26 protein-coding genes and 1 tRNA gene are annotated in these 23,227 nt (G+C 65.7%); 6 read left to right on the top strand and 21 right to left on the bottom strand.

Annotated features, from left to right (window positions below):
- Positions 1 to 3: 3 nt before the first annotated feature.
- From NA2_RS08770 to NA2_RS08740, 7 genes are read right to left on the bottom strand one after another with little or no spacing between them, the layout of a single operon-like run.
- Positions 4 to 810, bottom strand: coding sequence for a purine-nucleoside phosphorylase (locus NA2_RS08770; RefSeq protein WP_008596267.1), 807 nt, complete (start codon positions 808 to 810; stop codon positions 4 to 6).
- Positions 807 to 1,202 (bottom strand): cytidine deaminase, encoded by a 396-nt coding sequence (locus NA2_RS08765; protein WP_008596266.1) that lies wholly within the window; start codon positions 1,200 to 1,202, stop codon positions 807 to 809. The genes NA2_RS08770 and NA2_RS08765 overlap by 4 nt, the downstream gene beginning before the upstream one ends.
- Entirely contained in the window at positions 1,202 to 2,173 is a 972-nt protein-coding gene (locus tag NA2_RS08760; protein WP_008596265.1) for an ABC transporter permease, read from the bottom strand. Before NA2_RS08760 ends, NA2_RS08765 begins: the two co-directional genes overlap by 1 nt.
- A gap of 1 nt (position 2,174) precedes the next feature.
- Positions 2,175 to 3,314, bottom strand: coding sequence for an ABC transporter permease (locus NA2_RS08755; RefSeq protein WP_008596264.1), 1,140 nt, complete (start codon positions 3,312 to 3,314; stop codon positions 2,175 to 2,177).
- On the bottom strand, positions 3,311 to 3,991 hold the full coding sequence (locus tag NA2_RS08750) for an MT-A70 family methyltransferase (RefSeq protein WP_008596263.1): 681 nt from the start codon (positions 3,989 to 3,991) through the stop codon (positions 3,311 to 3,313). Before NA2_RS08750 ends, NA2_RS08755 begins: the two co-directional genes overlap by 4 nt.
- The gene (locus tag NA2_RS08745) at positions 3,981 to 4,577 is read right to left on the bottom strand and encodes a BglII/BstYI family type II restriction endonuclease (RefSeq protein WP_008596261.1); all 597 of its coding nucleotides are present in this window, start codon (positions 4,575 to 4,577) and stop codon (positions 3,981 to 3,983) included. The genes NA2_RS08750 and NA2_RS08745 overlap by 11 nt, the downstream gene beginning before the upstream one ends.
- On the bottom strand, positions 4,574 to 6,106 hold the full coding sequence (locus NA2_RS08740; RefSeq protein WP_008596260.1) for an ABC transporter ATP-binding protein: 1,533 nt from the start codon (positions 6,104 to 6,106) through the stop codon (positions 4,574 to 4,576). The genes NA2_RS08745 and NA2_RS08740 overlap by 4 nt, the downstream gene beginning before the upstream one ends.
- A gap of 165 nt (positions 6,107 to 6,271) precedes the next feature.
- Between NA2_RS08740 and NA2_RS08735 the strand changes: the two genes are divergently transcribed.
- Positions 6,272 to 6,475 carry a SlyX family protein gene (locus tag NA2_RS08735; RefSeq protein WP_008596258.1) on the top strand — a complete coding sequence of 68 codons (204 nt, stop codon included), beginning with the start codon at positions 6,272 to 6,274 and terminating at the stop codon, positions 6,473 to 6,475.
- An 82-nt stretch (positions 6,476 to 6,557) separates the two neighbouring features.
- On the opposite strand, the gene NA2_RS08730 is transcribed toward NA2_RS08735, so the two are convergent.
- Positions 6,558 to 6,920 (bottom strand): VOC family protein, encoded by a 363-nt coding sequence (locus NA2_RS08730; protein WP_008596256.1) that lies wholly within the window; start codon positions 6,918 to 6,920, stop codon positions 6,558 to 6,560.
- 168 nt (positions 6,921 to 7,088) lie between these two features.
- On the opposite strand from NA2_RS08730, the gene NA2_RS08725 reads away from it, so the two are divergent.
- Positions 7,089 to 7,544: a GFA family protein gene (locus tag NA2_RS08725; RefSeq protein ID WP_040677286.1), complete on the top strand. Its 456-nt coding sequence runs from the start codon at positions 7,089 to 7,091 to the stop codon at positions 7,542 to 7,544.
- Positions 7,545 to 7,648: 104 nt separating this feature from the next.
- Here the strand turns inward: NA2_RS08725 and rpsA are convergent, their stop codons facing one another.
- The 4 genes from rpsA to aroA all read right to left on the bottom strand — a co-directional run bounded on the left by rpsA (position 7,649) and on the right by aroA (position 12,256).
- A complete protein-coding gene (rpsA, locus tag NA2_RS08720; protein ID WP_008596254.1) occupies positions 7,649 to 9,355 on the bottom strand; it encodes a 30S ribosomal protein S1 in 1,707 nt (568 codons plus the stop codon).
- A 141-nt stretch (positions 9,356 to 9,496) separates the two neighbouring features.
- Positions 9,497 to 10,174, bottom strand: a complete 678-nt coding sequence (cmk, locus tag NA2_RS08715; protein WP_051011610.1) for a (d)CMP kinase — start codon at positions 10,172 to 10,174, stop codon at positions 9,497 to 9,499.
- Positions 10,175 to 10,181: 7 nt separating this feature from the next.
- The gene (locus NA2_RS08710) at positions 10,182 to 10,886 is read right to left on the bottom strand and encodes an SDR family oxidoreductase (RefSeq protein WP_008596252.1); all 705 of its coding nucleotides are present in this window, start codon (positions 10,884 to 10,886) and stop codon (positions 10,182 to 10,184) included.
- 32 nt (positions 10,887 to 10,918) lie between these two features.
- Positions 10,919 to 12,256, bottom strand: coding sequence for a 3-phosphoshikimate 1-carboxyvinyltransferase (gene aroA / locus NA2_RS08705; RefSeq protein WP_008596251.1), 1,338 nt, complete (start codon positions 12,254 to 12,256; stop codon positions 10,919 to 10,921).
- Positions 12,257 to 12,272: 16 nt separating this feature from the next.
- Here aroA and NA2_RS21915 point away from each other — a divergent pair, with 16 nt between their 5' ends.
- The 3 genes from NA2_RS21915 to NA2_RS08695 all read left to right on the top strand — a co-directional run bounded on the left by NA2_RS21915 (position 12,273) and on the right by NA2_RS08695 (position 13,231).
- Positions 12,273 to 12,533, top strand: a complete 261-nt coding sequence (locus tag NA2_RS21915) for a hypothetical protein (protein ID WP_157188174.1) — start codon at positions 12,273 to 12,275, stop codon at positions 12,531 to 12,533.
- 43 nt (positions 12,534 to 12,576) lie between these two features.
- On the top strand, positions 12,577 to 12,981 hold the full coding sequence (locus NA2_RS08700; protein WP_008596250.1) for a TIGR02300 family protein: 405 nt from the start codon (positions 12,577 to 12,579) through the stop codon (positions 12,979 to 12,981).
- Between the two features lie 174 nt (positions 12,982 to 13,155).
- Positions 13,156 to 13,231: transfer RNA gene (locus tag NA2_RS08695), tRNA-Ala, on the top strand.
- Between the two features lie 228 nt (positions 13,232 to 13,459).
- Here the strand turns inward: NA2_RS08695 and NA2_RS08690 are convergent.
- From NA2_RS08690 to NA2_RS08675, 4 genes are all read right to left on the bottom strand, one after another.
- Positions 13,460 to 14,629 carry an amidohydrolase gene (locus tag NA2_RS08690; protein WP_008596249.1) on the bottom strand — a complete coding sequence of 390 codons (1,170 nt, stop codon included), beginning with the start codon at positions 14,627 to 14,629 and terminating at the stop codon, positions 13,460 to 13,462.
- A 22-nt stretch (positions 14,630 to 14,651) separates the two neighbouring features.
- Positions 14,652 to 15,944: a TRAP transporter large permease gene (locus tag NA2_RS08685; RefSeq protein ID WP_008596248.1), complete on the bottom strand. Its 1,293-nt coding sequence runs from the start codon at positions 15,942 to 15,944 to the stop codon at positions 14,652 to 14,654.
- The gene (locus NA2_RS08680; RefSeq protein ID WP_008596246.1) at positions 15,941 to 16,414 is read right to left on the bottom strand and encodes a TRAP transporter small permease; all 474 of its coding nucleotides are present in this window, start codon (positions 16,412 to 16,414) and stop codon (positions 15,941 to 15,943) included. The genes NA2_RS08685 and NA2_RS08680 overlap by 4 nt, the downstream gene beginning before the upstream one ends.
- 74 nt (positions 16,415 to 16,488) lie before the next feature.
- Positions 16,489 to 17,526, bottom strand: a complete 1,038-nt coding sequence (locus NA2_RS08675; protein ID WP_008596245.1) for a TRAP transporter substrate-binding protein — start codon at positions 17,524 to 17,526, stop codon at positions 16,489 to 16,491.
- Positions 17,527 to 17,650: 124 nt separating this feature from the next.
- On the opposite strand from NA2_RS08675, the gene NA2_RS08670 reads away from it, so the two are divergent.
- The gene (locus NA2_RS08670) at positions 17,651 to 18,544 is read left to right on the top strand and encodes a LysR family transcriptional regulator (protein ID WP_008596243.1); all 894 of its coding nucleotides are present in this window, start codon (positions 17,651 to 17,653) and stop codon (positions 18,542 to 18,544) included.
- A gap of 30 nt (positions 18,545 to 18,574) precedes the next feature.
- On the opposite strand, the gene NA2_RS08665 is transcribed toward NA2_RS08670, so the two are convergent.
- The 5 genes from NA2_RS08665 to NA2_RS08645 all read right to left on the bottom strand — a co-directional run bounded on the left by NA2_RS08665 (position 18,575) and on the right by NA2_RS08645 (position 23,225).
- Entirely contained in the window at positions 18,575 to 19,336 is a 762-nt protein-coding gene (locus NA2_RS08665) for an HpcH/HpaI aldolase family protein (RefSeq protein WP_008596242.1), read from the bottom strand.
- An 8-nt stretch (positions 19,337 to 19,344) separates the two neighbouring features.
- On the bottom strand, positions 19,345 to 20,127 hold the full coding sequence (hpaH, locus tag NA2_RS08660) for a 2-oxo-hept-4-ene-1,7-dioate hydratase (protein ID WP_008596241.1): 783 nt from the start codon (positions 20,125 to 20,127) through the stop codon (positions 19,345 to 19,347).
- Between the two features lie 73 nt (positions 20,128 to 20,200).
- Positions 20,201 to 21,655: a 2-hydroxymuconic semialdehyde dehydrogenase gene (locus tag NA2_RS08655; RefSeq protein WP_008596240.1), complete on the bottom strand. Its 1,455-nt coding sequence runs from the start codon at positions 21,653 to 21,655 to the stop codon at positions 20,201 to 20,203.
- Between the two features lie 25 nt (positions 21,656 to 21,680).
- Positions 21,681 to 22,364 carry a class II aldolase/adducin family protein gene (locus tag NA2_RS08650; RefSeq protein ID WP_008596239.1) on the bottom strand — a complete coding sequence of 228 codons (684 nt, stop codon included), beginning with the start codon at positions 22,362 to 22,364 and terminating at the stop codon, positions 21,681 to 21,683.
- 3 nt (positions 22,365 to 22,367) lie between these two features.
- Entirely contained in the window at positions 22,368 to 23,225 is an 858-nt protein-coding gene (locus NA2_RS08645) for a VOC family protein (RefSeq protein ID WP_008596238.1), read from the bottom strand.
- Positions 23,226 to 23,227 lie beyond the last annotated feature (2 nt).

Here is a 23,227-nt window from a genome sequence, read left to right as displayed (position 1 = left end):
GCCTCAACCTTCCGGCAGGCCGCCGGCAAGGAGTTGCCGGAGGATCCTGGCGAGGCGCTGGCCGCCGATGGGCGCCATGTCCTTGGTCTCCTGATGCGACAGCTCGCCGGCGCTCATGCCGGCGCCGAGATTGGTGATGACCGAGCAGGCGGCGACCCTGAGGCCGAAATAGCGCGCCAGGATCACTTCGGGAACGGTCGACATGCCGACCGCGTCCGCGCCCAGCACCCGCGCCATGCGGATCTCGGCAGGCGTCTCGAAATTCGGTCCGGAGAACCACATGTAGACGCCCCGGTGCAGCTCGACCCCGGCTTCGCCGGCGGCCGCGGCAAGTGCGGCGCGCAGGTGCGGGTCGTAGGCCTCGCTCATGCCGACGAAGCGGCGGTCGCTCGCCTCGCCGATCAGCGGGTTGGCGCCCGAAAAATTGATGTGGTCGTCGAGCATCATCACGGAGCCGGGGGGCATGTCCTCTCTCAGCGATCCCGCCGCATTGGTCAGGATCAGGGTCGTCACGCCGATGCCCCATAAGGTTTCGAGCGCAGGGCGCATCGCCGCCGGGTCGCCGTGCTCGTAGTAATGCGCGCGCCCCGCCAGCATCACGACTGGCGTGCCGGCCAGCGTTCCGGCAACGATCTCGCCCGCATGGCCGGTGACGCCGCTCCGGGGGAATCCCGGTAAGTTCGCGTAGGGGACGCGCACCGGGTCCTCGACCTCGTCCACCAGCCCGCCGAGGCCGGAGCCGAGTACCAGGCCGAGGCGCGGGGCAAGCCCCTCGAGCCGCTCCGTCAGGAGGTCGATCGCTTCCCTCATTTGCCATCCTCGAACGAGAAGCCGCGCGGGAAAACCGCCGAGAAGGGGATCGTTTCCCGCACGCCCTCCGTGTCGCACAGATGCAGCACCGCATCGTCGGCGGCGAATTCCGCGAGGCGCTGACGGCAGCCGCCGCAGGGCATGATCTTCGCCATCTTCTCCGCCACGACGGCGATCTCGGTCACCCGGCCGCCACCCGCCATGACCATGTGCCCGAGCGCCGTCGTCTCGGCGCACCAGCCTTCGGGATAGGACGCGTTCTCGATGTTGCAGCCCGCATGGATCGCGCCGGCCTCGGTCTTCACCGCCGCGCCGACGGGGAAGCGCGAATAGGGGGCATGGGCCCTGGCCATGGCGGCCCTGGCCGCCGCGAAAAGCTGGTCGGCGCTCATCAGCGCTCCTTCACATAGGGCACGCCGCCGGCGCGCGGGGGAATGGCCTTGCCGATGAAGCCGGCGAGCAGCACCACGGTCAGGATATAGGGCAGCGCCTGCATGAACTGCACCGGCACCTGGCCGATCAGCGGCAGCGGCGTTCCCTGGATGCGGATCGCGAAAGCATCGAGGAAGCCGAACAGGAGGCAGGCGAACATCACCGGCACCGGCTTCCACTTGGCGAAGATGAGCGCCGCCAGCGCGATGAAGCCGCGGCCCGCCGTCATGTCCTTCACGAAGCCGGCATTCTGCGCCAGCGCCAGATAGCTGCCGGCCATGCCGGTCAGGATCCCCGTGCAGATCACCGCGCGGTAGCGCAGCCAGGAAACGGAGATGCCCGCCGTGTCCACTGCCGCCGGGTTTTCGCCGACGGCGCGCAGGCGCAGGCCGAAGCGCGTGCGGAACAGCACCCACCAGGTGAAGGGCACCAACAGGAACGCCGCGTAGACCAGCAGCGAGTGGCCGGACAGGAGCTCCGCATAGATCGGGCCGAGGATCGGCACATCGCGCACGGCGTCGGCGAAGGGCAGCTCGATGGCGCCGAAACGGCCGTCCGCCGGGAGCGACGGTGTGCGGCCGCCCTGCCGGAACCAGGCCTGGCCGAGGATGATGGTCGAGCCGGCGGCGATGAAGTTGATGGCGACGCCGGAGACGATCTGGTTGCCGCGATGGGTGATCGAGGCGAAGCCGTGCACCAGCGCCAGGAAGACGGAGACCATGATGGCTGCCCCCAGTCCGGCCCAGGCCGAGGCGGTCACGGCGGCGGCCGCGCCGGCGGCAAAGGCGCCGGCCAGCATCTTGCCCTCGAGGCCGATGTCGAACACGCCGGAGCGTTCCGAGTAGAGGCCCGCCAGCGCCGCCAGCAGCAACGGCACGGAAAGCCGCACGGTGGAATCGAGCAGGAGGATCAGTGTGTTGAAGAAATCCATCTCAGCCACCCTCCCCCTGGCGCGCCTCGGCGCCGACGGCGCGCGGGCTGAGGGTGGCGATGGCCGCCTGCACCGACGGCCGGAACATGTGCTCCAGCGCGCCGGCGAAAAGGATGACCAGCCCCTGGATGATGACGATCATGTCGCGCGAGATGTTGGGCATTTCGAAGGCGAGTTCCGCGCCGCCCTGGTAAAGCATGCCGAACAGGATCGCCGCCGGCACGATGCCGGCAGGGTGCGACCGGCCCATCAGCGCCACGGCGATGCCGACGAAGCCGGCGCCGGTGACGAAGTCGATCTGCAGCCGGTTCTGGTCTCCCATCACCGGGTTGAGCGCCATCATGCCGGCCAGCGCGCCGGAGATCAGCATGGCGACGATGACGATCTTCGTGTCGCTGACACCGGCATAGCGCGCCGCCTTCGGGCTGAACCCGCGCATGCGGATCTCGTAGCCGAGCCGCGTCCGCCAGATCAGCACCCAGACCAGGAAAGCGGCGAGCAGCGCCAGCAGGAACGACAGGTTGAACGGCGCCGAGCGCACGGAGAAGCCGAGCGCCTCGAGGACGAAGTTCAGCTTCGGCAGTTGCCCGCCCTCGAGGAAGGTGCGCGTCTGAGGGGCCTGGCTGGTGGCCGGCTTCAGCACGTTGACCAAGAGGTAGACCATCAGGCTCGCGGCGATGAAGTTGAACATGATCGTCGTGATGACGATGTGCGAGCCGCGCCGCGCCTGGAAATAGGCGGGAATGAACGCCCAGGCGGCACCGAACAGCGCCGCGCCCGCCACGGCGAGCGGGAACACCACCCACCAGGGCAGGATGCTGTCGAAGGCGAGGCACACCACGGCGACGCCCAGCCCGCCGACATAGGCCTGTCCCTCGCCGCCGATGTTGAACAGGCTGCAATGGAAGGCGACGGCGACCGCAAGGCCGGTGAAGATGAAGCTGGTCGCGTAATAGAGCGTGTAGGCGATGTTCTGGCCGCGCCCGAGCGCGCCCTCGACCAGGATCGCGGCGGCGCGGAACGGATTCTCGCCGACCAGCATCACCACCAGCCCGGCGACCAGGAAGGCGACGCAGAGATTGATCAGCGGGATCAGCCCATAATCGGCCCAGGCCGGCAGCTTGGCGTATGGCGCGCTCATTCCGCGGCTTCTTTGACGGAGGACTCCTTCCTGTCGGGAGCCGGGTCACTCCGAGAGTTGTATGAATAGGTGTCCCAGGTTGGAGCGTATTCGTCGTTGGCCTGATTTCCCCAGTATATCCAGCCGGGCCTCGTGCCGCGCGCAAACATTTCGAGGTATGGACCCGGTGAACATGCCTCGATCAGGTCATACTGTTCATCAGGCTTCCGGGAATGTTCTCGTTTTCTGGAAGCGATGTAATTAACCTGGCTGCGCCCGGCGGCCAAGGTGCGCGCGTTTGGGCCTCTTACACCGAAGAGAATCAATTCCGAAACGTTGCGAAAATAGAACCCTACCCCCCGACCGTCCGAGCCGCCATCCTTCCTGATCTTGTGCCAGATGATGTTCGTCTTGTAGGTGAAACCCCACGCTTCCATAACCTTCAGCGCATCGGGCAACAGGGCATTGGGCGTCCATAGATAGAGATGCGCCGTCGGCGCGAGCGCCTCCACGACCGGGAGTTGGCAAATCTCATCCGTGGTCATGGTCCCGTAGCGGCTGAGGCGCTTGTGCTCGGGAGCCACTTTTCCGGTTCGATTCGTAAAACGCCACGGAGGATCGGCCAGCACGGTTTTCACCTTGCGTCCGCGTAGATGCTGCGAAAAGTCGATGATGGTATCAAGAACGTCATCGGTCATCGACATAGGCCTCCGGTTTGATTCCAAAGACTAGCACAGGGCACCCACCGGCGCCTCCACCTCTTATCTTCGGATAGAGCTTTTCAGTGTGAGTCGTAGCCTTGCCGAATGTCGTCGCGGCTCGGCCAACCCCAGTGAGCGTCGTTTGAAGCGACGTCGCTCGTGTTACGATGACGCCGACATCAACGATGCGGAGATCATAAAGCAAGCGAAAATTGTTGAGGTCCCTGTCGAAGAACGGATCCTTGTTGTTCCATTCCACTTCAAGCGCGATCTTTCCCTTGAAGCAGTCGACGCTGTGCGTCGGTGAGGGATACTCCGTGCCGTCGACAACGAACTTTGTATCAAAGGACACCTCCTTCCAACCGGACGCATAAAGGTTGGAATCGATAAACTTCGAGATCTGCGACTTGTTTCCTCCACCTTGAGAAACATCCGAATAGCGAAGGCGGAACCTGGAAAGAACATCAAGTATCTCGGAGAAGTCCGACGAATGAACCGTCGATAGAATCGCAACAGCGTTTCGCCAGTCGAATACCTGGTACAACTGTTGAATTTCCACGGGCAGATCGTCCGCCGATCTCATTCCGCGGCCTCCTTCTCCTCGACGCCGGCCATCAGCAGGCCAAGCTCGCCCTCGCTCGCGTCCGGCCCCCGCTCGCCGACGATCCGCCCGGCGAACATGACGAGGATGCGGTCGGACAGGGAGCGGATCTCGTCCAGCTCGACCGAGACCAGCAGAACCGCCTTGCCCTGGTCGCGCATGTCGATGAGCCGTTTGTGGATGAACTCGATGGCGCCGACATCGACGCCACGCGTCGGCTGGCCGACGATCAGCACCTTCGGGTCCTGCTCCATCTCGCGGGCGAGCACGATCTTCTGCTGGTTGCCGCCGGAGAAATTCGCCGTCTTCAGCCGGCAGTCGGCGGGGCGGATGTCGTATTTCTCGATCTTCTCGCGCGCGTCGTTGCGGATCGCCTCGATGTCGAGGAACGGGCCCTTCAGATATTTCGCCTGCCGGTGATAGCCCAGCATGGCGTTCTCGTTCTCCTCGAAGGGCAGCACGAGGCCCACATGGTGCCGGTCCTCGGGCACATGCGCCATGCCCCGCTCGCGCAGGTCGGCGGGGTCCGCCTCGCCCGTCAGCGCCACGGGGGCGCCATCCAGCGTCACCGTCCCGGAAACGGCCTTCTGCACGCCGGTGATGGCGTCGAGCAGCTGCGACTGGCCGTTGCCCGCCACGCCGGCAATGCCGACGATCTCGCCCGCCCGCACGTCGAGCGAGACATCGTCGACCATGACCACACCGCGCGAATCCCGCACGGTGAGGTTCTTCACGGACAGGATCACGTCGCCGGGGCTGGCCTCGCCCTTCTCGACATGCAGCAGGACACGGCGGCCGACCATCAGCTCGGCCAGTTCCTCCACCGTCGTCCCGGCGGTCGCGCGGGTGGCCACCATCGCCCCCTGGCGCATCACCGAGACGCTGTCCGTCACGGCCATGATCTCGCGCAGCTTGTGCGTGATGAGGATGATGGTCTTCCCCTCGTCCTTCAGCTGCCTGAGGATGCGGAACAGGTGGTCGGCCTCCGCCGGGGTAAGCACGCCGGTCGGTTCGTCGAGGATGAGGATCTCGGCGCCCCGATAGAGCGCCTTGAGGATCTCGACGCGCTGCTGCAGGCCGACGGACAGGTCCTCGATCACCGCGTCGGGATCCACCTCCAGCCCGTAGTCGCGCTCAAGCCGTTCCAGCTCGGCGCGGGCCTTGGCGATCGAGGTGTTGAGCAGCGCCTCGCCCTCGGCGCCGAGGATGACGTTCTCCAGGACGGTGAAATTCTCGACCAGCATGAAATGCTGATGGACCATGCCGATGCCCAGCGCGATCGCAGCGCTCGGCGTGTTGATGGTGACGGGCTTGCCGCCCACCTGGATGCGGCCCCGGTCGGCCTGGTAGAAACCGTAGAGGATCGACATCAGCGTCGACTTGCCGGCGCCGTTCTCGCCGATGATGCCGTGGATCGTTCCGGCCTCGATCCTGAGGTCGATGTTGCGGTTTGCGTGAACCGCGCCAAAGCTCTTGCTGATGCCTTTGAGCTCGATTGCCGTTTGCGCCATCGGCGGCCCGCTTCCCCGTTTTTTTATCGTTTGGTCAATGAACTAACATGCGGGTTGTTCCATGCCAACCGCGGACGGATACAGAGGAAACACTCTCGACAAAAGCGGGCATGATTGTCAATTTCCGGACCGATCTGCGCCACAACATTCGGAGACTGCGGGGCCATGGAAGAAGACAGGCTGACAAAGCTGGAAATGCTGGCCGCCGAGCAGGAAAAGACCATCGAGGAGCTTTCCGCCGAGCTGACGCGCCAATGGAGGGAGATGGAGCGGCTCCAGACCAAGCTCGACCGCCTGACGGACCGCTTCCTCGCCCTGGAAGAGCAGACCACGCCTGACGTGCCGGTGACCAAGCCGCCGCACTGGTGAGCGGAGGCGGGTGCCGCAGGGCATTTGACCCTTTGCACACGCCATCCTGCCCGCGTGGTTCGACAGGCTTCGCGCAACCGCTCTAGAACCCCGCCGGCTCCCACAGCTCGATCGGGTTTCCTTCCGGATCATGGATGCGGGCGAAGCGGCCCACCTCCGAATCCCATTCGGCGCGGGTCTCGACGGCAATGCCGGCGGCCTTGAGCTGGGCGATCATCGCATCGAGGTCGCCCACCCGGAAATTGACCATCCATTGCTGCTCTTTCCGCCCGAAATACTCGGTGTCGTGCGAGAACGGGCCGTAGATGGTCGGCCCGGCCTCCTGTTTCCACACGCTGTCGAACAGGCTGTCGACGCCCAGATGCTCCTGATACCAGTTTGCCAGTTCCTGCGGGTCGCGCCCGCGAAAGAACAGGCCGCCGATGCCGGTGACTTTCTGTTTCATGAGGATGTTCCGTTTCTACCCGAAGGCGAAATATAGACGAAGGATAACGTCTTCTCAGGAGAAAATCTCCCGCCCCCTCGAGACCGTATTCCCGCGGGGCGATGACCGCTCTAAAAAGCAGGGGCGGTCGCACCGGGCCGCCGCCCTTCATCGAAAGAGGATCAAGCCATGGAAAAACCCCGACTTCCGATCTCCGGCGCCTGCCGCTGCGGCGCGGTGGGCATCGAGATTTCGGCCCCGCCGATCATGACGGCCGCCTGCCATTGCAGAGGGTGCCAGCGCATGAGCTCCAGCGCCTTTTCCCTGACGATGATGGTCCCGCCCTCCGCGTTCCGCGTGACGAAGGGCGAACCGGTCAAGGGCGGCATCAAGGGACCGCAGCTCGATCACTATTGCTGCCCCTCGTGCATGTCGTGGATGTTCACCCGGATCACCGGCATCGACGATTTCGTCAATGTGCGTCCGACCATGTTCGACGACATGCCCTGGAGCACCCCCTTCATCGAGACGATGACGGTGGACAAGCTGCCCTGGGTGGAAACGCCGGCCCGCCATCGTTACGAACGCTTTCCGCCGGTCGAGGCCTTCCCGCAGCTGCTGGAGGAGTTCGCCAGCACCCTGTGAGGCGGAAGCGGCCCCGCACGACCGTAGATACACAAAGAAAATGCCCCGCCGGCCAGGATGAACTGGCCGGCGGGGCTTCTCGTTTCACGCCTGGGCGCTGAGACTTATTCGTCGTCGCCGCCCTGCTTCTTCAGCGCGGCACCGAGAATGTCGCCGAGCGAAGCGCCGGAGTCGGTCGAGCCGTACTGGGCAACCGCTTCCTTCTCTTCGGCGATTTCCAGCGCCTTGATCGAAACGCTGATCTTGCGCGTCTTCTTGTCGAACATGGTGACGCGGGCATCGACCTTCTGACCGACCGAGAAACGCTCGGGGCGCTGCTCGTCGCGGTCGCGCGACAGGTCGTTGCGCTTGATGAAGGCATCGACGTCGTGATCGACCAGCTTGACCTCGAGTCCACCATCCTTGACGGCGGTGACCTCGCAGGTGACGATGGCGCCCTTGCGCAGATCGCCGGAGGCTGCGGCCTCGCCGATGGCGTCGCGGCCGAGCTGCTTGATGCCGAGCGAGATGCGCTCCTTCTCGACGTCGACGTCGAGAACCTGCGCCTGCACCACGTCGCCGCGGTTATACTCCTCGATCACCTGCTCGCCCGGACGGTTCCAGTCGAGATCCGACAGATGGACCATGCCGTCCACGTCGCCTTCCAGGCCGATGAACAGGCCGAACTCGGTCTTGTTCTTGACCTCGCCCTCGACGACGGAGCCCGCCGAATGGGTGCGCGCGAAGGCTTCCCACGGGTTTTCCAGCGTCTGCTTGAGGCCCAGCGAGATGCGGCGCTTGACCGGATCCACCTCGAGCACCACCACTTCGACTTCCTGCGTCGTCGACAGGATCTTGCCCGGATGGACGTTCTTCTTCGTCCAGGACATTTCCGAAACGTGGATCAGGCCCTCGATGCCCGGCTCCAGCTCGACGAACGCGCCGTAGTCGGTGATGTTGGTGACGCGGCCCAGAACCTTCTTGCCGAGCGGGTACTTGCCGCCGATGCCGTCCCACGGATCGGCCTCGAGCTGCTTCATGCCCAGCGAGATGCGGTGCGTTTCCTGGTTGATGCGGATGATCTGCACCTTGACCGTCTGACCGATGTTGAGGATCTCGGTCGGATGGTTGACGCGGCGCCATGCCATGTCGGTGACGTGCAGCAGGCCGTCGATGCCGCCGAGGTCGACGAACGCACCGTAATCGGTGATGTTCTTGACCACGCCTTCGACCACCTGACCCTCTTCGAGGTTCTGGACGATCTCGGAGCGCTGCTCGGCGCGGCTCTCTTCGAGAACCGTGCGGCGGGACACGACGATGTTGCCGCGGCGCTTGTCCATCTTGAGGATTTCGAAGGGCTGCGGGGTGTGCATCAGCGGGGTGACGTCGCGGATCGGGCGGATGTCCACCTGCGAACGCGGCAGGAACGCCACGGCGCCGTCCAGATCGACGGTGAAGCCGCCCTTGACCTGGTTGAAGATGAAGCCCTCGACGCGCTCGCCATTGGCGAACTTGACTTCCAGCTTGACCCAGCTTTCCTCGCGGCGCGCCTTGTCGCGCGACAGCATGGCCTCGCCCAGCGCGTTCTCGATGCGCTCGACATAGACTTCGACTTCGTCGCCGACCTTGAGGTCGGAGTCCTTGCCCTTCGCGCCGAATTCCTTCAGCGGCACGCGGCCCTCGACCTTCAGGCCGACGTCGATGATCGCCATGTCCTTTTCGATGGCGGTGACGACGCCCTTGACGACGGCGCCTTCGGTGGCGTCGCGTTCGGAGAAGGATTCTTCGAGAAGGCTCGCGAAATCATCGCGAGACGGATTGAGTTCTGACATTGATGCTCCTGAATTGCCCCTTCTGGATCGGGGCGGCGCCGGTGGTTCGTGTTGCGTTTCACCTGCCATGCATCCGAGCGGATCGCTCTGGAGCCGCGAAGCGGCTGATCCGGCGCATGAGAATGCGAGGCAGGCGGTTCTTCAGTTCGCGTCCCGTTCGGCGCGCCTGGCGTCGATGACGGCTGAGGCCGCCCGGAACGCCGTCTCTATATCCATTTCGCTCGTATCGAGCAAGTGGGCGTCTTCGGCGGGCCGCATCGGGCTTGCCGCGCGTTCCGTGTCGCGCGCGTCGCGCCGCTCGATATCGGCCAGGATTCCGGCGTAGTCGGCGCTACCGCCCGCGGCCTCGATCTCGCGCCAGCGGCGGGTGGCGCGCACCGCGGCGGTGGCGATGACATAGAGTTTTACGTCGGCATCGGGACAGACCACCGTGCCGATGTCGCGCCCGTCGAGCACGGCGCCGGGCGGCGCGGCGGCGAAGGCGCGCTGCTTGTCGACCAGGACCCGGCGCACCGAGGGCATCACCGCGACCTTCGACGCCGCCTCGCCGATGCCATGCGCCGAGAGGACCGCGCGGTCGAGCGCGCCGAGATCGAGCGCCCGCGCCGCTTCTTCGGCAACCGCCTCGTCGTCGAGCGGCCGGCCGGTGTCGAGCAGGGTCTTGGCCACGCCGCGATAGGTCAGCCCGGTGTCGAGGTGGCGCAGCCCGTAATGGGCGGCCAGCCTGCGGGCCAGCGTGCCCTTGCCGGAGGCTGCAGGTCCGTCGATGGCGATCAGCAATTGAGGCTCCTGTGCGTGGCTGGCTGGACGATCCCGCATGGCCGGCCTAGACCGAGCGCGTGATGCCGCCGTCGATGCGGATGTTCTGGCCGGTGATGTAGCCCGATTTCCCGCCGGCGAGGAACAGGATCAGTTCCGATACCTCGTCGACGCTGCCGTAGCGTCCCATCGGGATGCGGGCACGGCGGTCTTCCTTCTCCGGCAGGGAATCGATGAAGCCCGGCAGCACGTTGTTCATGCGGATGTTGTCGGCGGCGTATTTGTCGCAGAACAGCTTGGTGAAGGCGGCAAGCCCGGCCCGGAAGACGCCGGAGGTGGGGAACGCTTCCTCCGGCTCGAAGGTCGCATAGGTCGAGATGTTGACGATGGAGCCGGATTTCTGCGCCTGCATGATCGGCGTCACGAGGCGCGTCGCGCGCACCACGTTGAGCAGGTAGAACTCCATGCCGAGCTGCCAGTCGGCATCGGAAATCTCCAGCACCGCGCCCTTCGGCCCATGGCCGGCGCCGTTGACCAGCACGTCGATGCGGCCGTAGCGCTCCATGGTCTTTTCCGTGAAACGCGTCAGGTCCTCGACCGAGCGGTTGGAGCCGGTGAAGCCCAGCCCGCCCAGTTCGCCCGCCAGGGCCTCGCCCTTGCCGGACGACGACAGGATGGCCACCGAATAGCCGTTCGCCGCCAGGATCCGCGCGGCGCCGGCGCCCATGCCGCTGCCGCCGCCGACGATCATCGCCACTTTCTCTGCGCTCATACCGGTTCTCCTCCTGCCTGAATGCCTGCCGTTCAGCCGATCCGCGCGCCGAGACGGCGCATCAGGTCGGTGAAATCGGGGAAACTCGTCGCGATCATCGCCTGGTCGTCGATCGTCACCGGCTTTTCGGCGGCCAGCCCCATCACCAGGAAGCTCATGGCGATGCGGTGGTCGAGATGCGTGCTGACCGTGCCGCCGCCCAGACCCCGGCCGCCCGGACGGCCGGTGACGCTCAGGCTCGCCTCGCCCTCGACGCAATCGACGCCATTGGCCTTCAGCCCCTCGGCGACCGCCGACAGCCGGTCGGATTCCTTGACACGCAGCTCTTCCAGTCCCGGCATCCTGGTTTCGCCCTCGGCGAAACTGGCGGCGACGGCCAGCACCGGATACTCGTCGATCATCGACGGCGCGCGTTCCGCCGGCACGGTGACGCCCTTCAGCTCCGAGCCGCGCACGCGCAGGTCGGCCACGTCCTCGCCGCCTTCGTTGCGCCGCTCGAGGATCGTGATGTCGGCGCCCATTTCAAGGAGCGTCGTCACGAGCCCCGTGCGCGTCGGGTTCATCAGCATGTTCTCGATCACCACGTCGGACCCCGGCACGAGGACGGCGGCAACCAGCGGGAACGCCGCCGAGGAGGGGTCGCCCGGCACGGCGATGGTCTGGCCAGTCAGCTTCGGCTGGCCCTCGATGCGGATATGGCGCACGCCGTCCGCATCGGTCTCGACCTCGAGCGAAGCGCCGAAGCCGGCCAGCATCTTCTCCGTGTGGTCGCGCGTCGCCACCGGCTCGATCACCGTGGTCACGCCCGGCACGTTGAGCGCCGCGAGCAGCACCGCCGATTTCACCTGCGCGGACGGCATCGGCACGCGGTAGGAGATGGGCGCGGCGTGCTTCGGGCCACGCAGGGTGATCGGCAGGCGGTCGCCGGCCTCGGCGGAAACCACCTGCAGGCCCATTTCCCGCAGCGGATCGAGCACCCGGCCCATCGGCCGCTTCGACAGCGAGGCGTCGCCGACGAAGCGCGTTTCCATGTCGTAGGAGCCGACAAGCCCCATGGTCAGCCGCACGCCGGTGCCGGCATTGCCGAAATCGAGCGCGTCCTTCGGCTGCAGCAGCGCCCCGTTGCCGGTGCCCACGGCGATCCATTCCTGGCCCTGCTTCTCGATGCGCGCGCCCATCGCCCGCATCGCCTCGCCGGTGCGCAGCACGTCCTCGCCCTCCAGCAAGCCGGTGATGCGCGTCTCGCCGGCGGCGAGCCCGCCGAACATCAGCGCCCGGTGCGAGATCGACTTGTCGCCCGGCACGCGGGCGCGCCCGGTCAGGGCTTCGGATTTTGCGGCGCTGAGCGGGCGCGGTGAAGCGTTGTGCATTGTCTGGTCCTTGACGATGGCGAATCTGCCTGCCGAACGGCGTATCGGTGTCGCGTTTTCCGCGGCAGGCTCTAGCATGATGGTGATAGCGGGTCATCCCCCGGTTGACGGATCGACGCTGTCGGGGTTGAAAGAGAAGGTGCGCAAGGGAGAAGAAGTGTTCCCGGAACGATTTGCGACGCCGGTCTATTATGCTTTGACAGGTGCGCGACTTGCCGTTAAGGGGACCGAAATTTTCGAAAAGGCAGAGTGCGCTTCAGGTGCCGGCAGCGATTGAGCCGTCGCAGGCTGGGCCGACCGCAAGACGATGAGGCAGCAAGGTGGTTAAACCGGAACTCGGAACAAAACGCGTCTGCCCGGAAACGGGCCGCAAGTTCTACGATCTCAACAAGGATCCGATCGTATCGCCCTATACGGGCCAGTCCTATCCGCGCAGCTATTTCGATTCCAGCGTCGACAACTCGGTGGACGAGGAAGACGAGGTTGAGGAGAAGGAGCTGGACGCCGAAGAGGATGCTCCGGAGGTCGTTTCGCTTGAGGACGCCGATGACGAGGCTTCCGGCAGCGACAAGACGGACATTCCGGATCTCGACGGCGACGATGACGACGATGTCGATCTCGGCGACGATGACGACGACGACACCTTCCTCGAGGAAGACGAGGATGAGGACGACGACGACGTCAAGGACTTCATCGGCGTCGGCGACGACGACGACGACCGCTGATCCGCGGGGACTTCGCGGAAGAAAGCCCCGGCCTTCGTCGATCTGCGGCGAACAAGCGAAAAACGGGGCTTGATCTTCCCGCCGGGCGGGTTTAGAAGCCGCCCACACGGTTGGCCCGGAAGGGCCGCCGGAACCTCTTCGCCGGAGACGGCGGCCGGCATATCGCCGGAGTGTGGGGCCATAGCTCAGTTGGGAGAGCGCTTGAATGGCATTCAAGAGGTCGTCGGTTCGATTCCGATTGGCTCCACCAAATTCCTTCAATATCTCAGATATTTAGAATCCGACGGTTGCCATCGGTGACCGGATTGCGGCGTTAAGCGCCGTCGCGCGCGTTTCAGTCGAAGCGGTAACCGGGAGCGGCCACGAGCGCTTCCAATCACGGCGCGCCGACGGCGCCGTCAATGGACAGGCGTTCACGCCATCCGCGGCCTTCTCTGAAGCGATGAGGGACCCCGTGAGAGGGGTCCCGGCCACGCCGTCATTTCATGTCGGACAGCGCGCTGCGGGCCACCTCGGCCAGGAAGGCGCAGCCATAGGGGATGGCGTCGTCATTGAAGTCATAGGCCGAATTGTGCAGCGAGGCCGTGTCGCCATTGCCGATGAAGATATAGGCTCCGGGGACCTCGTTCAGCATGAATGCAAAGTCCTCGCTTGCCAGGATGGGCGCGCAGTCGGCATCGACCGCGTCGGCTCCGACGATGGACCTTGCGGCCTCGGCCGCCCGTACCGTGTGTTCCCGGTGGTTCTTCAGCACCGGGTAGCCGCCCAGAAAATCGATCTCGGCCTTCGCGCCATGCAGTTTCGCTCCGGCATGGACGATCTCCTCGAGGCGGGACTTGATCATGCCGCGCGTTCGTTCGTCGAGCGTGCGGATTGTGCCGGAGAAACACGCGGTTTCGGCGATGGTGATGTAGCTGTCTCCTGAGGAGATGCGGGTGACGGAGAGGGCGGCCGCGTCGAAGGGCGACAGGTTGCGCGAAACGACGCTCTGGGCCGAGGCGATGATCGTCGCCGCGGTGACCAGCGCATCCGTCGCCGTCTGCGGCGCCGCCGCATGGCCGCCCTTGCCGGTGATCGTGACGTCGAACATGTCGGAAGACGCCAGCATCGCGCCCTCGCGGATCGCATAGCGGCCGACCGGAATGCCCGGCTGGTTGTGCAGGCCGTAGATCTGCTGCATCGGCCAGCGCCGCAGCAGGCCGTCCTTCAGCATCGCCTCGCCGCCCGCGCCGCCCTCCTCGGCCGGCTGGAACACCAGCACGACCCGGCCCGCGAAATCCCGCGTCTCGCTGAGATAGCGGGCTGCACCCAGAAGCATCGCCGTGTGTCCGTCATGCCCGCAGGCATGCATGTGCCCGTCTGTGTCCGACGCATAGGCGAGGCCGGTGGTCTCCGCGATGGGCAGGGCGTCCATGTCGGCGCGCAGGCCGACCGTTCCGCCAGGCCCCTTCCGCCCCTCGATCACGGCGACGATGCCGGACTGGGCGACGCCGCCGGTGATCTCGTCGACGCCGAAGGAGCGCAGCTTGTCGGCGACGTAGGCGCTCGTGCGCGGCAGGTCGTAGAGCAGTTCCGGCATCGAATGGAGCGTGCGCCGCCAATCCCCGATCTCCCCGGCCGCGTTGCGGAAATAGTCGAGCGTGGACATGAGAACCTCGTGTTGGAAGATGTCAGAAAAGCAGGGACGGCAGCCACAGCGAGAGCGCCGGGAAGGCCGTCAGGACCGCGAGCCGGAAGATATCGGAGATCCAGAAAGGCGTTACGCCCCGGTAGATGGTGGCGATCGACAGATCGGGCTGGTTGGACCGCAGGACGAAGATGTTGATGCCGATCGGCGGCGTGATGAAGCTGATCTCGGAAACGACGACGACGATGATCCCGAACCAGACGGGGTGGAAGCCGAGGCCGGTCACCAGCGGGAAGAAGATCGGGACTGTCAGCACGATCATGGCCATGCTGTCCATGATGCAGCCGAGCAGCAGGTAGATCGCGAGGATGCCGAGGAGCACCATGATCGGCGTCGCATTCAGGCCCTCGAGCCACTCGACGATCTCGTAGGAGAAACCGGACAGCGTGACGAGGTGCGAGAAGTAGAGCGCGCCGATGAGAATGAAGAACAGCGCGGCGCTCACCAGCACCGTCTCGCCGAGCACGTCGAGCAGGTCGCTCCAGGTGATGGCGCGGCGCGCGAAGGCGATCATGATCGCCGCGACGGCGCCGATGCCCGCCGATTCCGTCGGCGTGAAGAAGCCGGCATAGATTCCGCCGATGACGATGACGAAGAGCAGAATGGGCAGCAGGACGCCGCGCGCCGAACGCAGGCGCTCCCGCCAGCCGTGCCGCTCGCCCGCCGGGCCGAGCTCCGGCTTCAACGCGACGGCGGCCTGCACGGCCAGGAGATAGAAGCCGATACCGACGAGGCCCGGGATGAAGCCCGCCGCGAAGAGCTGGCCGATGCTTGTCTCGGTGAGAAGGCCGTAGAGGATCAGGATCACCGATGGCGGAATGAGCACGCCCAGCGTGCCGCCGGCGGCGATGGCGCCCGCGGCCAGTTCGTCCCCGTAATTGTGCCGCCGCATGGCCGGCAGGGCCACCTTGGACATGGTGGCCACCGTTGCGAGCGACGATCCGCAGATGGCGCTGAAGACGCCGCAGCTCAGCACCGTCGCCAGCGCCAGCCCGCCGCGCCGGTGGCCGACGAAGGTGTTGGCGCAGTCATACAGCTCGCGCGAGATGTTCGACCGGTTGATGACATTGCCCATCAGGAGGAACAGCGGAATGACCGACAGTTCGAAGGAGGCGACCGTCTCCATGGTCGTGGAGCCGAGCAGGTCGAGCGCCACGGCGAGATCGCGGAACATCGCGATGCCCGCAAGGCCGACGACGAGCATGGCGAAGCCGACCGGGATGCGCAGGAAGACGAGCGCCACGACGATGGCGCAGGCACTCAGGGTGGCGATCATTGTTCCGGCTCCCCCAGGATGTCACGGGCGGCGTTCGCCAGGTGGATGAAGCCGGTGACCGCCGCAACGGCGGCGCAGAAGCCGGCAATCGGCCAGATCGGCAGGTAGATGTCCGGCGAGACCCGGTCGAATTCATGCGCCTCGATGCCATACAGGCCCAGCCGCCAGGCAAGCAGGAACAGGATCCCGGCCGACAGCAGTTCGATCGCCGCGCCGCGGATGCGCGCCAGCCAGGCGGGACAGAACGGGTCCAGAAGATCGACCACCACATGGCTGCGCGAGCGGGTTACCGCCGGAGCCGCCGCGAAGACGAGAACGGCCATCATGTAGGAGATGATGTCGAACGACCCGGTGAGCGGCATGGCAAGGAGGTTGCGGCCGACCACATCGACAAAGGTGATCACGGCAAGAGCGAGCAGGAGCAGGGCTGGCAGAAGCGCCAGCCGGTCGATACCGTTGCGAGATTTCATTTCCTGGATTCCGGAAGAGTGTGAGGCCTTCATCCGAAAGCGCGCCCGACCGCGAGGCGGTCGGGCGCAACGGATTAACGGCTGGCGCGCTCTGCGTCCAGGCGCTCGATCTCGGCGTAGAAGAAGTCCATGACCTCCTGCGGGTTCTCGACCCCCGCGGCCTTGGCGCTTTCGATCCAGACCTGCTCCTGCTCGGTGCGAACCTCGCGGATCAGCGAAAGCAGTTCCTCGGAGGGTTCGGAGAAGGTCATGCCGGCCTTCTCGGCGGCGCTGCCGCCGGCCGCGCTGGACTGGTCCCAGTCGATCCCGGCCGCGCGCGACAGCTCGATGCCCGAGACGCCGCGAATGGCCTGCCTGTCTTCCTCGGAGAGGCTGTCGAAGCGCTTCTTGTTCATCGCGATGAAGAAGATGCCGTTATAGGCACCTCCCTTCACCGCGGTCTGGTGCTTGACCACCTCGAAGAGCTTGAAGCCGTAGAGGGCTTCGGTATTGGCGAAGGTGCCGTCGACCACGCCGGTCGAAAGAAGCTCGTAGGACTTCGACTGAGGCGCGGAGACGGAAACGCCGCCGGCCTTCTCCAGCAGCGCCGACTGGATCGGGCCGCCCGCGCGCATCTTCTTGCCGGCCAGGTCTTCCGGCTTCACGGCGGCGGTGTCGCGCATGTTGATCATGCCGGGGTCGAGCTGCATCAGGCCGAGGATCTCGACGCCCTCAAGCACCGACAGGCTGGAGGCGAGGAACTTCTCGTAGGTGTTCCAGGCCGCGACGGAGTTGACCTCCGAACTGTCGCTGAGAAGCGGCAGTTCGAACAGCGTGAACACGGCGAAGCGCTTGGGCTCGTAGGTGAAATTGCTCCAGGTGATGTCGGCCAGACCCTTGCGGGCGAGCTCGAAATGCTCGGCGGGAGAGCCCAGCGGCTTGCCGAGGAAATTCAAGGTGACGCGACCGTCGGTCGCTTCGCTGACGCGCTTCGCATAGGGCTCCAGAATCCCGGCATTGATGTGGTGCCCCATGGGCAGCCAGGTGGAAACCGAGAGCTCCTGCGCCGAGGCGCTGTGCGAGGCGAGCAGGGTGAAGGCAGCGGCGGCCATTCCCGACAGAACTTTGTTCATGACATTCCCCCTTTTGATCTCGGAGCAATCTAGCGAAATCCAAATCATGTAAAAAATGCTTTTTTTGAAACTGAGAAGGACATATTTTGTATATATGAAGCGCCGGGGGAGGGCTTGAGGGCACATGAAGGGTTTCAGCTACAAGCAGTTGCGTTACATCGCGGCCGTCGCCTCGGCCGGCTCGATCGCCGGCGCGTCGGAAAAACTCAACCTGTCGGCGTCCTCCATCCGCGAGGCACTCAGCGACGCGGAGAGCAAGATCGGCGCGCAGCTGTTCGTCAGGTCGCGCGCCAAGGGCATGCGCCCGACGCCCGAGGGCCAGCGGTTCCTGGGCTTCGCGGAGCCGCTTTTCGAGGCGCACGAGCTGTTCGAGAAGAAGGCGGCGGGCATCGCCCATACGCAGGAGCGCGAGATCACCATCGGCATTCTCGCCAATGCCAGCCCGATCATCATGCCGCGGCTGATCGCCGAACTCGACCGTCGCGGGGCTGTCGCCCGCTACCGGATCGCGGAGCTGGACTCGGAGGCGCTGGTGGATGCGGTGCGCGCCGGAGCGCATCTCGTCGGCCTCGGCTTCAACGATTTCCTGCATCCCTCCCTGACCTTCGTCAGCCTGTTCCGCGCGCAGCTTCACATCGCCCTGCCGCGAAACCATCGCCTGGCCGAAGCCCGTTCGCTCTCGCTCCACGAACTCGCGGAGGAACCGTATATCTTCCTCAACTTTCCGGGCGCGCGCGCCTATTACAGCGGGCTGTTCGACCATCACAGGATCACGCCGAACACCCGGTTCGTCGTCGATTCCACGGAAATGGCGCGCAGGCTGGTGGAGGGCGGCTTCGGCTATGCGACGTTCAACATGTCGCCGGTCGGAAAGCCCGCGCCCGCCGACGCCATGATCCGCGTCCCGCTGGAGACGGATTACTGGAGCCCGACATTCGGCATGTTCTACGAGGCCGCTTCGGCCTCCCTGCGCCAGGTCCGCGAGATCGAGAGCGCCGCGCGGGCGGCCTGGCTCTGAACCTCGCGGGACCTGCGGCCGCATGCGCGGCTACTTCATCTGCGTCGCCAGAGCATCCGCGGCCTTCACCAGCAGCCCCAGATCGACGCCGGCGGCAACGAACTGGTAGCCCCAGTCGCGGTAGCGCTTCGCATCCTCCGGATTGGTGGCGAGGATGCCCGCGGGTTTCCCCGTCTCCCTGAGCTGCTCCACCGCCCGGCGCAGGGCGTTCTGCACGTCGTCATGGCCGGGATTGCCCAGATGCCCGAGCGATGCGGCGAGATCGGACGGACCGATGAAGACGCCGTCGACGCCGTCGACGGCGGCGATCTCGCCCAGTGCCTCCAGCGCCTCGCCCGTCTCGATCTGCACGAGCAGGCAGACCTCGCGATTGGCGACCTTGAAATAGTCCTTCGCGCGGCCGTAGCGGCTGGCGCGCGTGCTGCCCGCGACGCCGCGAATGCCCTCCGGCGGATAGCGCGTGGCCGCAACGGCGGCGCGCGCTTCGGCGGCGTTCTGGACGAAGGGGACGAGAATGGTCTGCGCGCCGATGTCGAGGACCCGCTTGATCAGCACCTTGTCGTTCCAGGCGGGGCGCACGATGGCCTCGGCGGACCCGCCGGAAGCCGCCTGCAGCAGCGGATAGAGGCCCGCCACTTCCACCGGCGAATGCTCGCTGTCGAAGAGGAGCCAGTCGAAGCCGGCATCCGCCAGCGCCTCGGAGGCGATGGGACTGCACAGGCTGTTCCACAGGCCGACCAGCGTTTCGCCGGCCAGAAGACGCTTCTTGAACGTGTTTTCCAGGCTCTTCACGGCGGACCTCAGACGAACTGCACGGCAACACTGCCGAGCGGGCCGAAATCGGCGTGCAGCGTATCGCCCTTCTGCGCCCAGACGGGCCGCGTGAAGGAGCCCGACAGCATCATGTGTCCCGGCTCCAGCGTGATGTCGAAGGGCGCGAGCTTGTTGGCGAGCCAGGCGATCGCCATGGCCGGATGGCCGAGCACGCCGGCGGCGAGGCCCGTCTCCTCGATCTCGGAATTGCGGTAGAAGACCGCGCCGACCCAGCGCAGATCCACCTCGTCCGGGCGCACCGGCCGGCCGCCGAGCACGATGCCGGCGGCGGCACCATTGTCGGCCACCGTGTCGAAAATCTTGCGCGGCTCGGTGACGCGCGCATCGATGATCTCGATGGACGGCACCACATATTCGGTGGCGCGCAGCACGTCGATCAGGCCCACATTCGGCCCCTTGAGCGGTTCCTTCAGGATAAAGGTCAGCTCCGGCTCGACGCGCGGCACGCAGAAGTTCTCGAAGGGAACCTTCGCGCCGTCGTTCAGGATCAGGTCATCGAACAGATAGCCGTAGTCGGGCTCGTCGATTTTCGAGCTCGCCTGCATCGCCTTGGAGGTGAGGCCGATCTTGTGGCCGATGATCTTGGCGCCCGCCTTGACCCGTTCCGCGGCCACAGCGGACGAAATGGCATAGGAATCCTCGATCCGGATATCCGGGAACATTTCCGAGGGGCGGCGGCCCTGCACCTTCGTGCGGTGGCTTTCGAGCAGGGAGCGAACCGCTTCCCCGCGCTGTTCTTCGCTAAGCATGATGGATATCCTCCAAGGCAATTACGGGGGAAGCGGGGACCCGCTTCCGTCCGTAATCGCGCAAATCAGAAAGTTAGAGCTTCACGCAGACATTGCGCAGTTCGGTGTAGAATTCGAGCGAGTGGACGCCGCCCTCGCGGCCGATGCCCGAGCGTTTCGAGCCGCCGAAGGGGGTGCGCAGATCGCGCAGGAACCAGCAGTTGACCCAGGTGATGCCGGCGTCGATCCGGCCGGCCACGCGATGGCCGCGCGACAGGTTCGTCGTCCAGATCGAGGTCGCCAGCCCGTAGGGGCTGTTGTTGGCGAGCTGGATCGCCTCCTCCTCGTCGTCGAAGGGCGTGATGTGCGTGCAGGGGCCGAAGATCTCGTCGCGCACCACGGGCGAATCCTCCGGCAGGCCGGTCCAGACGGTCGGCTCCACCCAGCTTCCGCCCTCATAGCCCTGAATGGAGGGCACGCCGCCGCCGGCGAGGATCTCGGCGCCGCCGGCCTTCGCCTTCTCGTAATAGGCGAGCACCTTGCGGCGGTGCTCCTCGCTGATCAGCGGCCCCATGGTCGTGCTCTGGTCGAACGGATCGCCGAAGGCATAGGTCCTCGCCCTGGCGGCGAGCTTCTCCGCCACCTGATCGAAGATGCCGCGCTGCACGTAAAGCCGTTCGGTGCCGAGGCACACCTGCCCCGTGTTGGCGAAGCAGGAGCGGCCCAGGCCCTCTATGGTGATGTCGATATCCGCATCGTCGAACACGATGCCCGGATTCTTGCCGCCAAGCTCCAGCGAGACGGGGCGAACGCCGCGCGCGGCCGCCGCCATGATGGCCTCGCCCGTCGTCGTTTCGCCGGTGAAGGTGATCGCGTCCACGTCGGGGTGGCTCGACAGGAACTCGCCCGTGCTGCCGCCGCCGAAACCATGCACCACATTGTAGACGCCTTCGGGAATGCCGGCGTCGTTCATCACCTCGCCGAGCAGCGTGGCGGTGGCCGGGGTTTCCTCCGAGGGCTTCACCACCACCGTGTTGCCGCAGGCCAGTGCCGGCGCGACCTTCCACGTCATCAAAAGCAGTGGCAGGTTCCACGGGCAGACAACGCCGATGACGCCCCGCGGCATGCGGATCGCGTAGTTCAGCGCCCCGGCGCCGTCCGGCGTCGCCATCTCGAACGCCTCCGTCGCGACGCTGGCGATCTGGTCGGCGAAGACGTTGAAATTGGCCGCGCCGCGCGGAATGTCGATGTGGCTGGCGATGGAGGCGGGCTTGCCCGTATCCATGATCTCGGCACGCAGGAACTCGTCGAAGCGCGCATTGATGCCGTCGGCCACCCGGCGCAGGAGCGTGATGCGCTCCTGCACACTCAGCCGCGCCCATGGCCCCTTGAGCGCCTTCTTCGCCGCCGAAACCGCGGCATCCACATCCTGCTCGCCCGCGGCGGAGACAAGCGAGTGCACCTCGCCCGTTGCCGGGAAACGGTTCTCGAACAGTTCGCCCGTGCCGTCGACAAAGCGACCGTTGATGAAATTCTGAATGCGCTTCACGTAATCTCGTCCTTCTTGCGGAAACTCAGAGTTCGGGATCGCCTGCGGTGAGGAAATCCCACATGCGTTCAAAGATGCGGCCGGCCTTGGTGGCCCGCTCATTCGCCCCTTCGGCGGAAAAGGTCGGCGGCGCGTCGGCAAGGCCCGCGGCCAGCGCTTCCAGCTCGATGCGGCACGCATCCTCCAGATACCAGGCGAGCACGATGGCCTCTTCCAGCGTGTCGCCCGCCGTAACGGCGCCGTTGCCGCGCATCAGGACGGCGCGCGCATCGCCCATGGCGGCGAAGACGCCCCTCGCCTTCGCGTCGTCGCGCACGAGCTGCGGGTCGTCCCAGAGCGGCGGCTCCGGCGCGAAATAGGCTCCGAAGCCGTGGCGCGCCTTCGGCGATCTGCCGAGTGCCGCAAGCGCCATCATCTTCGGCGACATGAAGCGCGCCACGCCGCCGACCGCCGGCCGGTTGCGATAGATCTCCTGATGGATGCGCACCTCGCCCAGAACGCCATCGGGCAGCGGTCCGCTGACCGGCACCACCGTGCAGGCCTCACCCGGCGCCACCAGCCCCATGGGCTGCGGCGGACAGACGAGGAAGCGCTCCGCGTCGATGCGCGCCGAGCAATGGCCGTAGGCATGGGCGAGCCCATGCCGGCCGAGCGCCCTTGCCGCCACGCGCACCCGGCGCGCCAGATCGTCCCTGTCGGTCTGCGTCACGGCTCAGTCCTCGAACGCGGCGATGTTCGGCTTCGCGCCCCAGTGGCAGAAGCCGACCGGCTCGAACGCGAACTGCCGGTCGCGCCACAGCGGCTCGTCGTGGATCTCGCAGACGCCGGTCGAATATTCGAACGTCATGCCGTCGGGACCGCTGAAATAAAGGAACTGAGCGGAGGACGTCGGATGACGGCCGGGACCGAAGGTGATGTTGATCTGCCGGTCGCGGATGAAGTTGGTCGAGCGCTGGATGTCGTCGGTCGATTCCACCTGGTGGTTGATGTGCTGGATGCCGGCCTTGTGATAGGGGAACAGCGCGATCGTGTGGTGGATCGAGCCGAGCCGCATCAGCGGCGCATCGCCGATGCGGTCGGAGACGCGCGCGTTGCAGACCGTGGTCCAGAATTTCTCGTCGCGCTCCAGATCGCTGGAGCACAGGCCCACATGGCTGAAGCCGGTGATGCCCGCGTCGCGCGTGCCGTGGTAGCGCTGGCCGGAAAAGGCCGGGCGCACGACGAATTCGATGTTGTTGCCGGTCGGGTCGCGAAAGCGGATGAACTCACGCACATGGCGCGCGTCGCATTCCTCGCGCGTGCCGTAATAGACCTGCTGCTTCAACGATTCGAGCGTGGCCGCCGCCGCGTGCAAATCGGCTGACGAGCCAAGTTCGAACGCCGTCACCTGGTCTTCCGGGTCGCCCTCGAAATAGCACAGCGTGTGGTCGCGGCTGTCGGATTTGAAATGCACCGCGCCCTTGCGGTGCTCGGACACTTCCAGCCCGAGGATGTTTTGCGCAAACCAGACCGCTCCCTCCAGATCGCGCGTGCCGAGACGGCAGTAGACCACGTCCTTCAACTCGATCATTT

It is taken from the genome of Nitratireductor pacificus pht-3B, assembly GCF_000300335.1.
GTDB lineage: Bacteria > Pseudomonadota > Alphaproteobacteria > Rhizobiales > Rhizobiaceae > Nitratireductor > Nitratireductor pacificus.
This window is presented reverse-complemented; position numbering and strand designations above follow the sequence as displayed.

Coding starts and splice junctions, on each gene's coding strand:
- NA2_RS08770 (WP_008596267.1), bottom strand. CDS start 810: ATGAGGGAAGCGATCGACCTCCTGACGGAGCGGCTCGAGGGGCTTGCC.
- NA2_RS08765 (WP_008596266.1), bottom strand. CDS start 1,202: ATGAGCGCCGACCAGCTTTTCGCGGCGGCCAGGGCCGCCATGGCCAGG.
- NA2_RS08760 (WP_008596265.1), bottom strand. CDS start 2,173: ATGGATTTCTTCAACACACTGATCCTCCTGCTCGATTCCACCGTGCGG.
- NA2_RS08755 (WP_008596264.1), bottom strand. CDS start 3,314: ATGAGCGCGCCATACGCCAAGCTGCCGGCCTGGGCCGATTATGGGCTG.
- NA2_RS08750 (WP_008596263.1), bottom strand. CDS start 3,991: ATGACCGATGACGTTCTTGATACCATCATCGACTTTTCGCAGCATCTA.
- NA2_RS08745 (WP_008596261.1), bottom strand. CDS start 4,577: ATGAGATCGGCGGACGATCTGCCCGTGGAAATTCAACAGTTGTACCAG.
- NA2_RS08740 (WP_008596260.1), bottom strand. CDS start 6,106: ATGGCGCAAACGGCAATCGAGCTCAAAGGCATCAGCAAGAGCTTTGGC.
- NA2_RS08735 (WP_008596258.1), top strand. CDS start 6,272: ATGGAAGAAGACAGGCTGACAAAGCTGGAAATGCTGGCCGCCGAGCAG.
- NA2_RS08730 (WP_008596256.1), bottom strand. CDS start 6,920: ATGAAACAGAAAGTCACCGGCATCGGCGGCCTGTTCTTTCGCGGGCGC.
- NA2_RS08725 (WP_040677286.1), top strand. CDS start 7,089: ATGGAAAAACCCCGACTTCCGATCTCCGGCGCCTGCCGCTGCGGCGCG.
- rpsA (WP_008596254.1), bottom strand. CDS start 9,355: ATGTCAGAACTCAATCCGTCTCGCGATGATTTCGCGAGCCTTCTCGAA.
- cmk (WP_051011610.1), bottom strand. CDS start 10,174: ATGCGGGATCGTCCAGCCAGCCACGCACAGGAGCCTCAATTGCTGATC.
- NA2_RS08710 (WP_008596252.1), bottom strand. CDS start 10,886: ATGAGCGCAGAGAAAGTGGCGATGATCGTCGGCGGCGGCAGCGGCATG.
- aroA (WP_008596251.1), bottom strand. CDS start 12,256: ATGCACAACGCTTCACCGCGCCCGCTCAGCGCCGCAAAATCCGAAGCC.
- NA2_RS21915 (WP_157188174.1), top strand. CDS start 12,273: ATGGCGAATCTGCCTGCCGAACGGCGTATCGGTGTCGCGTTTTCCGCG.
- NA2_RS08690 (WP_008596249.1), bottom strand. CDS start 14,629: ATGTCCACGCTCGACTATTTCCGCAACGCGGCCGGGGAGATCGGGGAT.
- NA2_RS08685 (WP_008596248.1), bottom strand. CDS start 15,944: ATGATCGCCACCCTGAGTGCCTGCGCCATCGTCGTGGCGCTCGTCTTC.
- NA2_RS08680 (WP_008596246.1), bottom strand. CDS start 16,414: ATGAAATCTCGCAACGGTATCGACCGGCTGGCGCTTCTGCCAGCCCTG.
- NA2_RS08675 (WP_008596245.1), bottom strand. CDS start 17,526: ATGAACAAAGTTCTGTCGGGAATGGCCGCCGCTGCCTTCACCCTGCTC.
- NA2_RS08670 (WP_008596243.1), top strand. CDS start 17,651: ATGAAGGGTTTCAGCTACAAGCAGTTGCGTTACATCGCGGCCGTCGCC.
- hpaH (WP_008596241.1), bottom strand. CDS start 20,127: ATGCTTAGCGAAGAACAGCGCGGGGAAGCGGTTCGCTCCCTGCTCGAA.
- NA2_RS08645 (WP_008596238.1), bottom strand. CDS start 23,225: ATGATCGAGTTGAAGGACGTGGTCTACTGCCGTCTCGGCACGCGCGAT.